At 66.9% G+C, this 15,505-nt stretch carries 11 protein-coding genes and 1 pseudogene; 8 read left to right on the top strand and 4 right to left on the bottom strand.

Features of this window, described 5'->3' with window-relative positions; all coding sequences use genetic code 11:
- Together ACFE7K_RS11640 and ACFE7K_RS11635 are read left to right on the top strand one after the other, a co-directional pair.
- Positions 1 to 383: pseudogene (locus ACFE7K_RS11640) on the top strand (protein translocase subunit SecF); the annotation flags it as partial.
- On the top strand, positions 383 to 754 hold the full coding sequence (locus ACFE7K_RS11635; protein WP_375398357.1) for an MTH938/NDUFAF3 family protein: 372 nt from the start codon (positions 383 to 385) through the stop codon (positions 752 to 754). The pseudogene ACFE7K_RS11640 and the gene ACFE7K_RS11635, both read left to right, overlap by 1 nt.
- Here ACFE7K_RS11635 and ACFE7K_RS11630 read toward each other — a convergent pair.
- Together ACFE7K_RS11630 and ACFE7K_RS11625 are read right to left on the bottom strand one after the other, a co-directional pair.
- Positions 739 to 1,920: a glycosyltransferase gene (locus ACFE7K_RS11630; protein WP_375398356.1), complete on the bottom strand. Its 1,182-nt coding sequence runs from the start codon at positions 1,918 to 1,920 to the stop codon at positions 739 to 741. The two genes, ACFE7K_RS11635 and ACFE7K_RS11630, sit on opposite strands and share 16 nt — an antisense overlap.
- Before the next feature lie 52 nt (positions 1,921 to 1,972).
- Positions 1,973 to 2,797 (bottom strand): class I mannose-6-phosphate isomerase, encoded by an 825-nt coding sequence (locus ACFE7K_RS11625; RefSeq protein WP_375398355.1) that lies wholly within the window; start codon positions 2,795 to 2,797, stop codon positions 1,973 to 1,975.
- Between the two features lie 149 nt (positions 2,798 to 2,946).
- Here ACFE7K_RS11625 and ACFE7K_RS11620 point away from each other — a divergent pair, with 149 nt between their 5' ends.
- The 6 genes from ACFE7K_RS11620 to ACFE7K_RS11595 all read left to right on the top strand — a co-directional run bounded on the left by ACFE7K_RS11620 (position 2,947) and on the right by ACFE7K_RS11595 (position 12,814).
- The gene (locus ACFE7K_RS11620; protein ID WP_375398354.1) at positions 2,947 to 3,888 is read left to right on the top strand and encodes an outer membrane protein assembly factor BamD; all 942 of its coding nucleotides are present in this window, start codon (positions 2,947 to 2,949) and stop codon (positions 3,886 to 3,888) included.
- A gap of 59 nt (positions 3,889 to 3,947) precedes the next feature.
- Positions 3,948 to 5,612 carry a DNA repair protein RecN gene (gene recN, locus ACFE7K_RS11615; RefSeq protein WP_375398353.1) on the top strand — a complete coding sequence of 555 codons (1,665 nt, stop codon included), beginning with the start codon at positions 3,948 to 3,950 and terminating at the stop codon, positions 5,610 to 5,612.
- Positions 5,613 to 5,631: 19 nt separating this feature from the next.
- Positions 5,632 to 7,725, top strand: a complete 2,094-nt coding sequence (gene ligA, locus ACFE7K_RS11610) for an NAD-dependent DNA ligase LigA (protein ID WP_375398352.1) — start codon at positions 5,632 to 5,634, stop codon at positions 7,723 to 7,725.
- A gap of 195 nt (positions 7,726 to 7,920) precedes the next feature.
- The gene (locus tag ACFE7K_RS11605; protein WP_375398351.1) at positions 7,921 to 10,692 is read left to right on the top strand and encodes a TonB-dependent receptor; all 2,772 of its coding nucleotides are present in this window, start codon (positions 7,921 to 7,923) and stop codon (positions 10,690 to 10,692) included.
- A 161-nt stretch (positions 10,693 to 10,853) separates the two neighbouring features.
- The gene (locus tag ACFE7K_RS11600) at positions 10,854 to 12,017 is read left to right on the top strand and encodes a sensor histidine kinase (protein ID WP_375398350.1); all 1,164 of its coding nucleotides are present in this window, start codon (positions 10,854 to 10,856) and stop codon (positions 12,015 to 12,017) included.
- Positions 12,014 to 12,814 carry a LytR/AlgR family response regulator transcription factor gene (locus ACFE7K_RS11595; protein ID WP_375398349.1) on the top strand — a complete coding sequence of 267 codons (801 nt, stop codon included), beginning with the start codon at positions 12,014 to 12,016 and terminating at the stop codon, positions 12,812 to 12,814. The genes ACFE7K_RS11600 and ACFE7K_RS11595 overlap by 4 nt, the downstream gene beginning before the upstream one ends.
- A gap of 27 nt (positions 12,815 to 12,841) precedes the next feature.
- Here the strand turns inward: ACFE7K_RS11595 and ACFE7K_RS11590 are convergent, their stop codons facing one another.
- On the bottom strand, positions 12,842 to 14,398 hold the full coding sequence (locus tag ACFE7K_RS11590; protein WP_375398348.1) for a phenylacetate--CoA ligase family protein: 1,557 nt from the start codon (positions 14,396 to 14,398) through the stop codon (positions 12,842 to 12,844).
- Positions 14,386 to 15,420 (bottom strand): hypothetical protein, encoded by a 1,035-nt coding sequence (locus ACFE7K_RS11585; RefSeq protein ID WP_375398347.1) that lies wholly within the window; start codon positions 15,418 to 15,420, stop codon positions 14,386 to 14,388. Before ACFE7K_RS11585 ends, ACFE7K_RS11590 begins: the two co-directional genes overlap by 13 nt.
- Between the last annotated feature and the right edge of the window lie 85 nt (positions 15,421 to 15,505).

Raw genomic sequence — 15,505 nt, 5'->3', positions numbered from 1 at the left:
CGGTGCTGACGATCATCGGCTATTCGATCAACGACAAGATCGTCATCGACGACCGTATCCGGGAAAACATGCGCCGGTTTCGCAAGATGGACATGGCCGAGATCATCAACCTGTCGGTCAACGAGACGTTGCCGCGCACCGTCATGACCTCGCTGACGATCCTCCTGGCGCTGCTCGCATTGCTGCTGTTCGGCGGGCACGTGCTGCGCGGTTTCACCGCGGCGATGATGCTCGGCGTGTTCGTTGGCACCTATTCGTCGATCTACGTGTCGTCGTCTCTGCTGATCACGCTCGGCCTGCGCGCCGAGCCGCCGACCGACCGCGCGGTGAAGGCCAGCCCGGCGACCGGCGCCGAGCGCGTGACCCCTACCGAGCGCGGCTGATGCGGATCGACCGCGACCGCGCCGAGGGGCCGGTCGTGTCGGGGATCGCCGGCGGCGCGTTCCGGGTCGACGACAATCTCTATCGCGCGCTGACGCTGACCCCGCTGCGCGCCGCTATGTGGATGCCGCCGGCGCTCGATGCGCTCGACCTGGCCGCGCTCGCGCCGCTGATGGAAATCGATCCGACGCCCGAGTTCATCCTGCTCGGCACCGGGGCCGCGCTGCGGCGGCCGCGGATATCGCTAGTCCGCGCGATAGAGGCGTGCGGCATCGGCGTCGAGGCGATGGACAGCCGCGCCGCCGCCCGGACGTGGAGCGTGCTGCGCGGCGAGGGCCGGTGGATCGGGGCGGCACTCTACCCGCTGGGCTGATAACGTGCGACCAATCCCGCCAGGTGGTCGTACAGCCCGGCGGTGTTCGCCTCCCAGCTAAAGCGCTCAGCCCCGGCGCGGACCGTCCCGGGTGCGGTGCGGTCGCCCAGCACCGCGGCGATCCCCGCAGCGATGCCCGCGGCGCTGCGCCCGACGATCCGCCCGTAGGCGCGTTCGGTCACCACCTCGGTCGCGCCACCCGCGTCGGTGATGACGATCGGCGTGCCGCAGGCGAGCGCCTCGACCCAGGCATTGGCCAGTCCCTCGCTGGCTGAGGCAAGCGCCATCACGTCGGCCGCGGCCACCAGGGCAGGCATGTCGGCATGCGGCACGGCGCCTAGCAGCCGCACACGGTTGCCGAGATTGAGTGCCAGGATCTGCGCCTCCAGCGCCGCCCGCTGCTGGCCCTCGCCGGCGATCAGCAAGGTGACGCCGGGCAGTGACGCGATCGCCTGGACTACCAGGTCATGGCCCTTGCGCGCGATCAGCGCGCCGGTCGACACGACCAACGTGCCCGGCACGCCCAGCTTCGTCTTTGCGGGCCCCCGCGCGACCGGCGCGAACTGGCTCAGGTCGACGCCGGTGCGATGGACGCGTATCCGATCCGGCGGCATGCCCAGCGCGATCATGTCGCGCCGCATCGCGATCGACACCGCGAGCAGGCCGTCGGCCGCTAGGCCGGCCCGGAGCACCTGGCGCGCGGTGCCGGGTGCGACGCCCCAATGGTGGATATCGGCTCCGCGCGCCTTGATCGATACCGGCACCCCGGCCCGGCGCCCCAGCGCGATCGCGGCGGGGCCGTCGGGATAGAAGAACGAGGCGTCGATGACGTCGAATGCGAAGTCGCGGCGGATCTCGGCCAGCACCGGCAGCAGCGCCCGCGTCAGCAGCCGGGCATGATATCGCCCGCCGCTTGCGGGCAACGCGGCGAAGCGCGGGCGAAAGACCTCGACCCCCTGCCAGGTCTCGACTTCCGGCAGGCGCGCCAGCGCGGCATGCCGCGCCGTCGATACCAGCGGATACGGCAGCAGGCCGATCGGGGCGACGACCTTCAGCTCGACATCGGGATGCGCGGCAAGGCCCAGCGTCTGGCGCTCGACGAACACCCCGAAATTGCGCCGCGACGCATCGGGGAACAGCGAGGACAGGGTCAGCACGCGGAGCATCGCGCTCCCTATTAGGCGCACTATGGTTAACGACCGCTAGCCGTTCGCCAGGTCAGATCCGTGTTGTGCCCGGATAGGCGAACAACAGGTCGGCGCCGGCGCCGGCGATAACGATGGCGTCGCCGGTCACCGTCACGCATTCGCCGGCCCGCCACGCGACCCCGCCGACCACGCCGTCGCCGTGCATGGGCACCAGCCAGCCGGTGACGCCGTCGGGCAGGCTGACGTCGCGCTCGCCGCCGGCCCAGCGTTCAAGCACGAACTTGGGCCCTTCGACCAGGATCGTCCGTCCCTCCTCGACTTGGCCAACGACCGGCCGGGGGACGAACGGATTGGGGTCGGCAACCGCGATGCCCGAGTCGAGATGGAGCTCGCGATCGCTGCCGTAATCGTACAGGCGATAGGTCAGGTCGACATTCTGCTGCACTTCGATCAGCGTGATGCCCCCGCCGATCGCATGCACCGTGCCCGCCGGCGAATAGAGGAAGTCGCCCGCCGTGACCGGTTTCCAGTCGAGCATGTCGACGATCGAACCATCGAGCGCGCCGGCGCGCAATGCCTCCTTCGTGGTCGGCGTACGGGTGCCCAGCGCGATCGTCGCGCCGGGCTCGGCGGCCAGGATCAGCCAGCATTCGTCCTTGCCGCGCGGATAGCCGGCCCGCTGCGCGGTGGCGTCATCGGGATGGTCCTGCACCGACAGCCGCTCGCTGGTGAACAGATATTTGATCAGCAGGTCGGGGGTCCCGGCATCGGGCGTCTGGAACCAGACTTCGCCGATCGGGTCGCTGCTGGGCGCCGGATCGCTGAAGCCCGGCCACAGGGTATGGCGCCCCCAGGGCTTCTCGACGCGCTTGGTGGCCAGCAGGGTTGCGGTCATGGGCTGAGTCTCTCCTGAAGGGCATACGGGGGTCTGCACCCTAGCCTGAACGGTCGGTCGAGGCGATCCGCTCCGCAGGGCCTTTGCAAAAACCCGCCGGGCGAAAATCGTTGTTCGGCCCGTGTCGGCTGCGCTAAGGCTTCGCGCCTATGCGTATTCCTCCGTATCGTCCGCTCGCGCTGGCGCTGGTCGCCGCCCTGATCATTCCTGCCGGTTGCGCGAGGAACGCCGGCCGCGCCAAGGGTGACCTGCCCTATGTCGCGCGCGATGTCGGGACGCTCTACTCGCTTGCCAAGCGCCGGCTCGACGCCGGCCGCTACAAGGAGGCGGCGGCGCTGTTCGACGAGGTCGAGCGTCAGCATCCCTATTCGGTCTGGGCGCGGCGCGCGCAGCTGATGGGCGCGTTTAGCTATTATCTCGACCGCGATTACCCGACATCGATCCAGTCGGCCCAGCGTTTCCTGTCGATCCATCCCGGCAACCGCGACGCGCCTTATGCCTATTACCTGATCGCGCTCGGCTATTACGAGCAGATCGCCGACGTGACTCGCGACCAGAAGATCACCAACCAGGCGCTCGACGCGCTGGGCGAGCTGACACGGCGCTACCCCAGTTCCAAATACGCGTCAGACGCGCGGCTGAAGATCGATCTGGTGCGCGACCATCTGGCGGGCAAGGAAATGGAGATCGGTCGCTTCTACGAGACGCGCGGGCAATGGCTGGCGGCGACGATGCGCTTCCGCAAGGTGATCGACGACTATCAGACGACGACCCATGTGCCCGAGGCGCTGATGCGGCTGACCGAGACGTATCTCGCGCTCGGCGTGCCCGAGGAGGCGCAGAAATCGGCTGCGGTCCTAGGCGTGAACTATCCCGGCACCGACTGGTACAAGCGCGCTTACAAGCTGATGCAGGATCATCCGGTCGCCGCCGTGGCGCCGGTTCCCGCGGGCACGGCGGTGATCCCGGTCGGCTTCATCGCGGGCGCCAGGCCGACCGCGCCCGGCACGACCTCGATCGCGCCCAAGGACCAGAAGACCGACAATAGCGGTTCGAGCAATACCGGCGGGGCGGGCACCCAGCCGAGATGATCGGTCCGACCCGATCCGCATGATTTCGTGGCGCGGCGATTGGCGTTAAGAGCCCAGCCATGCTGACCGCGCTGACCATTCGCGACGTCGTCCTGATCGAGGCGCTGGACCTCGATTTCGGTGTGGGGCTGGGCGTGCTGACCGGCGAAACCGGCGCGGGCAAGTCGATCCTGCTCGACGCCTTGGGGCTGGCGCTGGGCGCGCGCGCCGACAGCGGGCTGGTGCGGCGCGGCGCGGCGCAGGCGCTTGTGATCGCGACCTTCGATGCTCCCCCCGGCGGCGGGCCGATCGCCTCGATGCTCGCCCAGAACGGGCTGGAGCCGGAGCCCGGCGAGCCGCTGCTGATCCGCCGGATCGTCAAGGCCGATGGCGGCAGCCGGGGGTTCGTCAACGACCAGCCGGCATCGGCCGGATTGCTCCGTGCCTTGGCGCCGTTGCTGGTCGAGGTTCACGGCCAGCATGACGATCGCGGGCTGCTCAACCCGCGCGGCCATCGCGCGCTGCTCGATGCGTTCGCCGGGGCGTCGGCGGGGCCGACGGCGCGGGCGCATCACGCCTGGCGCGAGGCCGAGGACGCGCTGGCCAATGCGCACGCGCAGGTCGATGCCGCCGATCGCGACCGCGAATATCTGGCGCACGCGGTCGCCGAACTGGTCCAGCTTGCCCCCGAGCCCGGCGAGGAAGATGCGCTGGCCGAGCGGCGGCGGACCATGCAGCGCGCCGAACGGATCGCCGAGGATCTGACGACGATCGAAGAGCAGCTTTCGGGCGCCGAGGGCGGCCTAGCGCGCCTTCGCCAGGCGGCGCGCCAGCTGGAACGGATCGCCGACGCGCATGCTGCGTTGGCCGAGGCGCTGGCGGCGGTCGACCGCGCGATCGACGCTGCAGCCGCGGCCGACCAGTCGCTGACCGAGGCGCGCGGCGCATTGACCTTCGATCCGCTCGCGCTGGAACAGGACGAGACGCGCCTGTTCGATCTGCGCGCAATGGCCAGGAAGCATCGCGTCCAGCCCGATGCGCTGGCAGCCCTGGCCGACGACATGGCGGCGCGGCTAGCGACGATCGACGCGGGCGCGGCGGGACTGGCCGGCCTGCAGCATGCGGCGGAGGCGGCGCGCGCCGGCTATGAACGCGCCGCCGACACGCTGTCCGCCGATCGCCACGCCGCCGCCGGCCGGCTCGATGCGGCGGTCGCAGCAGAACTGGCGCCGCTCAGGCTGGATGCCGCGCGGTTCCGCACGGTGGTCGCCGCGCTGCCGTCGGAACAATGGGGCGCGGGCGGCAAGGACCGCGTCGAGTTCGAGATCGCGACCAATACCGGCGCACCGTTCGCGCCTCTGACCAGGATTGCCAGCGGCGGCGAATTGTCGCGCTTCATCCTCGCGCTGAAGGTCGCGCTGGCCGAGCGCGGGGCGGCCGCGACGATGGTGTTCGACGAGATCGACCGTGGTGTCGGCGGCGCGGTAGCCAGCGCGATCGGCGAGCGGCTGGCGCGGCTGGCCGAGGGCACGCAATTGCTGGTCGTCACCCACAGCCCGCAGGTTGCGGCGCGGGGCACGCACCATTTCTTCATCGCCAAGTCGAGCGACGGCATCGTCACGCGCACCGGCGTCACCGAACTCGACGAGGATCAGCGCCGCGAGGAGATTGCGCGGATGCTGTCGGGCGCGACGATCACCGACGAGGCGCGCGCGCAGGCAGACAAGCTGCTTGAGGCCGCGTGATGCCGGGTAGCTGTCCGGCATGACCGCCTTGCCCGCCATGCCCGCGACCGACGACGAGGCCGCCGCCGAGCTGGCGGTGCTGGCGGCCGAGATCGCGCGCCATAACCGCCTTTATCATACCGACGATGCACCGGAGATCGCCGACGCCGATTACGACGGGCTGATCCGCCGCAACGACGTGATCGAGGCGGCGTTCCCGCACCTCATCCGCGCCGATACCCCCAGCCGGCAGGTTGGCGCCGCCCCCGCCGCACACCTCGCCAAGGTCGCGCATGCCCGGCCGATGTTCAGCCTGGATAATGCCTTTGGCGATGGCGAGGTCGGCGAGTTCGTCATGCGCGTGCGCCGGTTCCTCCACTTGCCCGAGGACGCCGAGCTGCTGTTCACCGCCGAGCCGAAGATCGACGGCCTGTCCTGTTCGCTGCGGTATGAGGATCGGCGGCTGGTCCGCGCGCTGACCCGCGGCGATGGCCAGGTCGGCGAAGACGTCACCGCCAACGTCCGCACGACCGCCGCGATCCCCGCCGAGTTGCCCGCCGACGCGCCCGACCTGTTCGAGGTGCGCGGCGAGATCTACATGGAAAAGGCCGCGTTTGCCGCTCTCAACGCGCGCCTGCTCGCCGAGGCCGACGACCCGGCCAAGGCGCGCCAGTTCGCCAACCCGCGTAACGCCGCCGCCGGGTCGCTGCGCCAGAAGGATGCCGGCATCACCGCGTCGCGGCCGCTCGCCTTTTTCGCCTGGGGCTGGGGAGAGGCATCGGTGGTGCCCGGCGACAGCCAGTCGGCGGTGATCGCGGCGATCCGCTCCTGGGGCTTCCCCGTCGCCGGCCAGTTCCGGGCGGGTGCGCCGCCGGCCGACATGCTCGCCGCCTATCGCGCGATCGAGGCGGTGCGCGCCGACTTGAGCTTCGACATCGACGGCGTCGTCTACAAGGTCGATCGGCTCGACTGGCAGGCGCGGCTGGGCTTTGTCGGCCGTGCGCCGCGCTGGGGGCTGGCGCACAAATTTCCCGCCCAGCGCGCCCAGACCATCCTCAACGCGATCGACATCCAGGTCGGCCGGACCGGCAAGCTGACCCCCGTCGCGCGGCTGGCGCCGGTGACGGTGGGTGGCGTCGTCGTGACCAACGCCACGCTCCACAATGCCGACGAGATCGCACGGCTCGGCGTGCGGCCCGGCGACCGCGTGCTGCTGCAACGCGCCGGCGACGTCATCCCGCAGATCGTCGAGAATCTCACGCGCGACCAACCGCGCGATCCGTGGAGCTTTCCCGACCATTGTCCGGAATGCGGTAGCGAGGCGGTGGCCGAGCCCGGCGAGGTCGACATCCGGTGCACCGGCGGGCTGATCTGCCCGGCGCAGCGGCTGGAACGGCTGCGTCATTTCGTCGCGCGCGGCGCGCTCGACATCGATTCGCTGGGGGTCGAGCGGCTCAAGCTGTTCCTCGACCTCGGCTGGATCACCGAGCCGGCCGACATCTTCCGCCTCGCGGCCCATCGCGACGATCTCCTAGCCATGAAAGGTTGGAAGGAGACGTCGGTCGACGCCCTGCTCGCCGCGATCGAGGCGAAGCGGCGGCCCGACGCCGCGCGCTTGTTGTTCGGGCTGGGCATCCGTCACGTCGGCGCGATCACCGCGCGCGACTTGATGAAGACATTTGCCACGCTTCCCGCCCTCCGCGCCGCCGCCGACCGCGCCCGCGACGGCGACGACGAGGGCGCCGAGGCGCTCGCCGAGTTCGCGTTGATCGACGGGGTCGGGCCGTCCGTGGTCGCCGCCCTGGGCGATTTCTTCCACGAGCTCCACAATGTCCTCGTTTGGAACGACCTGCTGGCCGAGGTCGACCCGCCGCGCTTCGTGGTCGAGCGGCGCGAGTCGCGTGTGAACGGCAAGACGATCGTGTTCACCGGCACGCTGGAGACGATGAGCCGCGACGAGGCCAAGGCACAGGCCGAGCGGCTCGGCGCGCGCGTGGCGGGATCGGTGTCGACGCGCACCGACCTGGTCGTGGCGGGTCCGAGGGCGGGATCGAAGCTGAAGAAGGCCGCCGAACTGGGTATCGAGGTGATCGACGAAGCGGGCTGGGCGGCGATCGCCGCCGCTGCGCGGTGATGCCATTTTGCAACGCGGCATTGCCGAAACGTTAACCATTGCCACCGAGCGCTTGGTACTGTCATTGAAGCGAAATAATCCGGCTCCAAGGGCACCCGCAGACGGCGAGAATCGCCGCGCCAGAGCGACTCGCGCCCAAAGGGGGAATTTATGCGCAATCAACTTTTCGTCGGCGTAGCCGCGGCTGCGATCCTGATGCCGGCGGCGGCGATGGCGCAGTCGACCGGCTCGACCGACTTCGAAGGCGACATCGTCGTCACGGCAAGCAGGCAGACCGATACCACGATTATCATCCCGGACGTGCCCAAGTCGCGTGTCGGCATCGGCGCCGAGCTGATTGGCCGCCAGCGGCCGGGCCAGACCGTTAACGAGATGATCAACCTGCTGCCGGGTGTCAGCTTCCAGAACAATGACGCGACCGGCGCGGCTGGCGGTACGTTCACGATCCGCGGTTTTGACTCGTCCCGCATTTCGCAGACGCTTGACGGCATCCCGCTGAACGACACCGGCAACTATGCGATCTATTCGAACCAGCAGCAGGATCCCGAAACACTCGAGTCGGTCACCGTTAATCTGGGTACGACTGACGTCGACAGCCCGACCGCCTCGGCAGTCGGTGGCACCGTCAATATTCGTACGCGCGTTCCGACCGAGAATTTCAGCGCGATGATGAGCGGCACGTATGGTCAATATGCTGGCAACGACGATCCGTTGAACCGCTCGATATTCCGAATTTATGGATCGGTCGATACCGGCGACATCTTGAAGACGGGAATTCGCGCCTTCGTCACGGCGTCGCGTACAGAAGCTGACAACCCCTTCAACAACTACAGCAAGCTGCGCAAGTCGCAGTACAATGCGCGCCTTTACAAGCCACTCGGTTCCAATGGCGACTTCATATCGTTGGCGGGTCAGTGGAACGAGAACCGCAACAACTTCCTCGGCTCGGTGCCGCTGCGCACCGATCTGACGCAGACGCCGTTCGTCGCGACGCCCGTGGCACGTATCGTCGGGCCTAACTCGGCGAACCGCTCGCCGTTGACCGCAGCGGAGCGCTTCTATTCGATCAACTATCCGTGCCTGACCACCGGCGCGACGCCGACCCAGCCGACCGCGGGGGCGGCTTGCGGCACCGAGTTCGATCGTCGCTACAATCCGTCCAACACCGGCAACATCCGGTTCGGTTCGCGCTTCACGCTTACCGACAAGCTCGTCTTCACACTCGATGCCAGTTATCAGTATGTGAAGGCCAATGGCGGTGGCACGGTGACGTTGTACGAAGGGTGCGGCGCCACCGGCAACACGAACCGCGTCGCGTGCACCACCGGCACCTTCACCGGCGTGATCAACACCACCGGCAATACTGGCAACGGTTCACCGGGCGGCTTTGCTTACTATACCGGCCGTGACCTCAACGGCGACGGCGTCATCACCCCCAATACGTCGGTGCTGGGCATCGCGCCGAGCCAGACCGGCACGCGCCGCTTCGAAGGTTCGGCCGGACTTGCCTATGATCTCAACGACAACAACCGCGTCCGCTTGAACTATACGCTCGATTATGGCCGTCACCGCCAGACCGGCGAAGTCGGCCTCGTCGGGATCAATGGCGAGCCGCTCGATGTTTTCCCGATCAACGGCGGCCTCCGCGACGGCAGCGGCGCGTTGATTGAAAAGCGCGACCGTCGCTCGCTCGCAATCCTGAACCAGGTGTCGGGCGAGTATCGCGGTACGTTCGACGACGACAAGCTGACCGTGGTGCTCGGTGTTCGCGCGCCGTTCTTCAGGCGCGACCTGACCCAGAATTGCTTCACGGTTCAGGCCAACGGCAATGTGTCGTGCGTCTCGCCAAGCCAGACTGCCGCCTATGGGGCGGCCAACCCCTACACTTATTTTGCGCCTGGCGTGACGACTGTGGGCGCTGTTACGCGTCCAGCCACTGGGTCGTGCGCCGTGACGACGGCGGCGTGCGTCGTTGGTTTCTCTCCGCCACAGAATCGAGTGCTGAGGTACAACCGCGTTCTGCCGAACGTCGGCGTGACCTTCAACCTGACCGATGCTGCCAGCGTTTACGTCAGCTATGCCAAGGGCCTGTCGGTGCCGAGCACGGACAATCTCTACAATTCGTTCTATTATGCGGCGGGCTCGCCCCAGGCGACCCCCGCACCGGAGACGACCGACGCGTTCGATCTCGGTTTCCGCTACTCGACGAGCAAGGTCCAGGCGCTGCTTGCCGGCTGGTACACCAAGTTCCACAATCGTACGGCGTCGGTCTATGACGTCGAGAGCGATACGAGCGTCTATCGCAACCTCGGCACGGTCGATAAGTACGGGATCGACGCGTCGTTATCGTACAAGCCGATCAAGGATGTCTTGATTTACGTTTTCGGGTCGTACCTGCACTCGAAGATCCAGACCAACATTGAGGCGGGGCGTATCCCGACGACAAATGCCACGACATTCTATCAGACTGCCGGCAAGCGCGAAGGCGGTTCGCCGGACTTCACGCTCGGTGGGCGTCTGCAGGGGACGGTGGGGCTGTTTGATCTGGGCGTTCAGGTAAAGTACACCGGGGCGCGCTTCGTCAATGACGAGAATCTGCCGGTTTTCACCTGCGTCAACGGCACCACGGGTGCGACCGTCGGCACCGTGGGCAGCCTCTGTCCGACAGCGGCGAACGTGCCGACCGCCAACGTCGTCGCCGGCGCGCAGGAATACCAGATCTACGGGGCGAAGATCCCAGGCTACACGATCGTCGATCTCGACCTTCGCTTCAACCTGGGCCGCCTCATGGGCGACAACCAGAAGACGTTCTTCCAGCTCAACGTCAGCAACCTGTTCGACAAGGTCTATATCGGCGGCCTGAGCGGCTCGAGCGGCTTTGTCGGCCTGCCGAACCGTTATACCGTCGGCAATGCCGTCATCGGCACGCCCCGCTCAATCACGGGCTCACTCATCTTCTCGTTTTGAGATCGGCGATCGCATCAACAGGAAGACCGCTGCCCCGGTGACGGGGTGGCGGTTTTCCTTTGCAGGGGCGGCGGTTCCGCGTCCGGCGTCGGTGCCGCTTGCATCGCTTTCCCACGCCACTCCTTTTCGTCGCATCGTCAGCGGCGTAAGGTGGCATGTCCATGGCCAGCATCCCCGCCTCCACGCCCGTGCCCGCCGATCCGGCGGTTGGTTCGCCTGGCCCGCGCTTTTGGACGCCGGCGATCTTTCGCCGCCCGTTCTTCGAGGAAAAGGCGCGCGCCTTCTGGACGCTGCAGGCGGCGGGCTGGTCGGGCTATCTATTGCTGCGCAGCGTGTCGTCGCTGTCCAACAGCAAGTCGGCCGAGGTCATCGTTTCGGGCATCATCGAATCGATCATCGGCTATTGCGTCACGCTGCTGCTCTCGACGCTGTACGGCTATTACCGCACACTGCCGCGGATCAGGGGTGTCCTGCTGTGCGTCGTCACGCTGGCGGCGGCGACGTTCCTGTACGCCGTGCTCGATGCCTTCTCGTTCAGCTTCATCAAGCTGGACAATCCGGGCCCCAACCTCAACCTCGTGCTGGGCACGATCTTCCTCAACTTCACGGTGCTGGCCGGCTGGTCGGCGCTCTATTTCGGCATCAACTTCTACCTGATCGTCGAGCATCAGAACGATCAGCTCCTGGTGCTCGAAAGCCAGGCGTCGAGCGCGCAGCTGGCGATGCTGCGCTATCAGCTCAACCCGCATTTCCTGTTCAACACGCTCAACTCGATCTCGACCCTGGTGCTGCTCAAGGAGACCGAGCGGGCCAATGCGATGCTGTCGCGGCTGGCCGATTTCCTGCGCTTCACCCTGGTCTACGAGCCGACGGCGCTGGTCACGCTGGCGCAGGAAGTGGCGACGCTGAAATTGTATCTCGAAATCGAGAAGATGCGCTTCGAGAAACGATTGCGCCCGCGGTTCGAGATCGACCCGCATGCCGAACGCGCGCGCCTGCCGTCGCTGCTGCTCCAGCCGCTGGTCGAGAACGCCATCAAATATGCGGTGACGCCAAGCGAGGAGGGGGCGGAAATCGCGGTTTCCGCACGTCTGGTCGGCGAACGCGTCCAGATTGCCGTATCCGACAGCGGTGCCGGCTTGATCAACACACCGTTCCCGCCGAGCCTTTCAACCGGCGTCGGGCTCGCCAATATAAAGGATCGGCTGGCGCAGGCATACGGGCCTGACTATCGTTTCGACACGCGGTCGATGGCCGGGGGCGGCTTTACCGTCGAAATCGAAATTCCGTACCAGGCAGAAGAACCGAGCAGAGAGGCCGCATGACAATCCGAACCATCCTGGTGGACGACGAAACCCTTGCGATCCAGGGACTCGAGCTGCGGCTGAGGACGCATGACGATGTCGAGATCATCGACAAATGCGCCAACGGCCGCGAGGCGATCCGCAGCATCAAGACGCACAAGCCCGACCTCGTCTTTCTCGACATCCAGATGCCGGGGTTCGACGGGTTCCAGGTCATCCAGGGCCTGATGGAGGTCGAGCCGCCGCTGTTCGTCTTCGTCACCGCCTATCTCGACCATGCGGTGCGCGCGTTCGAGGCACAGGCGGTCGACTATCTGGTCAAGCCGGTCGAGGAATCGCGGCTGGCCGACACGCTCGACCGTGTCCGCCAGCGGATGAGCGAGAAACGCGGCGTCGGAGAGGTCGAGAAGCTCAAGGAAGTGCTTGCCGAATTTGCCCCGGACGCGATCGAGGAAATGGCCGGCGACGGCGAGACGATGGCCGCCAACCGTTTCGAAAAGCTGATCAACATCAAGGATCGCGGCAAGATCTTCCGGGTCGACGTCGATTCGATCGAAATCGTCGAGGCGGCGGGCGACTATATGTGCATCAAGACCGGCGACAACACGCTGATCCTGCGCCAGACGATGAAGGACCTGGAAAAACGCCTGGACCCGCGCCGCTTCCAACGTGTCCACCGCTCGACGATCGTCAACCTCGATCTCGTCCGCCAGGTCAAGCCGCACACCAACGGCGAATGCTTCCTGGTGCTCGATTCGGGCAGCCAGGTGAAGGTCAGCCGCAGCTATCGCGATGTGGTGGCGCGGTTCGTTCATTGACGACCAGGCCAGCTTTGCCGGACGGCGTCAAAGCTTGTCGTATTTCAGGTCGGTCGCGACATATTCGTTCTTCAGCTTGCGCTGGCCGCCGGCGAACGGGCCGGTCTCGAACGGATGCAGCGTCAGCAGCGGGGGATTGTCCGGCGGCGCGGTCTTGTAGAGCGCGTTGAAGAAGTCGCCGTTGATCTTTGCCAGCCGCGCAAACGCGTCCTCGGCAAGCGCCGGCAGGCCCGCGGGGACGGCCGCGCCCTCGATCAGTTCGACGGCGATATCCATCCGCTTGTTGTGCGCGTCGTCCTCGTAGGACAGCAGGCGGAAGGTGTTGAGCACCGGCGCCAGCGCATCGATCCCGTACAGCACCTCGCGGACCGCATCGGGCGTCACGTTGGCGCCGTAATAATCGATCGACATGTCCGATCGGCCGTAGAGAAACAGCAGCGGCAGGTCGCCGGCCTGCGCCAGTCCGTCGAGCAGGTCGAGCCGTCCCGCCTTCCGCAGCATCGCCGTCAGCGCCGGAAAGCGCAGGACGTGGCCGCGATCGTGGATGTTGTAGCGGACCTTGGGCGCCAGATGGTACGGTCGCGACATCGTCATCACCAATTCACCCGCGGCATTGGTCTCGACGAAATAGGCAAGCGGATTGTACTGGAAGATCATCGGCGTGACGCCATAATCGGTGCGGACCATCGCCTCGCGCAGGTCGGCATCGGCCATCACCGCCTTGCGCAGCCGGATGCACAGGTCGGTTTCGATCGCCATGTTCACTTCCAGGTCGGACGCGCCATAGCTGCCCACCACGCGCTTGAACTTGCGCGCCAGATAGTCGCGCAGCGATTCGGAGATGCCCTCGCCCCCGTAACCGGCATCGGCCACGTACCGGGACCAGTCGATCCGCGGATCGTCCGCCAGCGTCTTGAGAAACGGCGGATAGCCCATCACGACATAATGGAAATCGGGGCCGAACTCGATCATCGTGTTGACGATCTTGTCGATGTTCGGCCCGGTCGATTTCAGGATGGTGCTGGGTGACAGCGAGAGCGACACGTTCATGCCCGTCGCCCACGCGCCCAGCGCGAAGGCGTTGAGGATGAACACGCGCCGCTCGCGATCGACCGACTGGTGATAGCTCAGCCGCATCATCTGGCTGGTGATCGCGCGTTCGACGGGGCCGCGCACCCAGCTGGTCGGCTGGCCGCTGGAGCCCGAGCTCTCGTCGACCATCACGCCCCGGCGCGGGATGCGCCCGCGCTTGACCCGGCGCTCAAGCGGATAGGCCTTGACGTAGCTCGCCTTGTCCATCTCCGGGATCGCCGACAGATCGGGGGTCAGGTCGCCCCGCAAGTGGATCGCCGGCATCCCGCCATGCGCCGCGACATAGTCGCGATAGGCCGGCACGGTGCGATGCGCCTGATAGAAGCTACGCCACGCGCGCCAGGTGCCGAGCCGCCAGCGCGTGCCCTCGAACCCCGGTATCAGCAGCACGCGATACAGTCCGCCCGACCCGGCCAGCAGCCGCTCGACCGCGTCGACCGCGACCACGGCGGCCAGCGGGGGCAGGCGGACGAGCGATCTCAGCCACTGCACAGCGTGATCTCCTCGATCCCCAGACGGTGGCTGAGCGGCGGTGCGGCGCTCCGGCCCAGCCGCAATAGCAGCCAGACCATGTCTTCCCCGCCGGCTTCCTCAGGCAAATCGAGATAGCGGATCATGTTGGTGCGCGCGGCCTCGCTGGTAATGACCGAACCATAGGGGTGCCAATAGACGCCGTGGCGCGTCAGGATCAGCCACAGCCGGATCATCACGCGCCCGGCCGCGACCCAGTCGGCGCTGTCGACATAACGGCCGCGCAGCCAGCCGATCGTCCCGATTCCCTTCATCGTCGCGCCATAGACCGCGCCGACGATGTCGCGGACGCCGGGCATCGTCCAGAAACGGTGCCGGGTGAAGAAACTGCGGAACAAGGTCGCGTTGAACGTCAGGCAGCGCGAGGACAGGCCGTCGCGCATCAACTCCTCCTCGCGCCGGTCGAACCGCAGCCACTTCGTCAGTTCGGTGCGCAGACCGTCATCGTCGAGGTCGTGAAACAGCGCCTGCCTGTTGAGCTCGACGACCTGCTTGATCGCCCCGGCATCGCTGCGCGTCTCGAACCGGTGACCCAGGCGAACCGCCTCGGCCTGCATCTCGGCAATGGCTTCGGCGGGCGCGGGCGATCCGTCATAGGGCAGCCGCGAGGTGTGGCGATCGAGGATCAGCTGCGCGTCGAGATCGGGCACCGCCGCGCCGGCTGGCGCCAGCGTCAGCCGAGCGACGACCTGCGGCGTTTCCACATCGCCGCCGGCGTACATCGTCGAGTGATCCCAATCGACCGCGAGTTCATGGCCCATCGCATGCGCGGCGATGCTGCATATCTCGACAAAGATCCCCGCCGTCAGCCAGGTGAAACGTCCCAGCGGATCGGCCACGGGCAGCCCCCGGCGGGGCAGGAACACGACTTCCGCGCGGCGCGCGTCGACGATGCGCAACCGGAACGGCTGGGTGTTGTGCGGGCTGGGGCAACGTTGCGCATAACGCGCGATAGCGGACCAGGGAGCGGGCGGCGGGGTCATCTGGGCCTATGCCTGGACCGGGAAGGTTGAAACTCGGTGAAGCCGCTGCTTACCAGACGATGTCACCGCTGCGTGGATAGACGGA

The sequence above is a fragment of the uncultured Sphingomonas sp. genome (assembly GCF_964244265.1).
Taxonomy (GTDB): domain Bacteria; phylum Pseudomonadota; class Alphaproteobacteria; order Sphingomonadales; family Sphingomonadaceae; genus Sphingomonas.
This window is presented reverse-complemented; position numbering and strand designations above follow the sequence as displayed.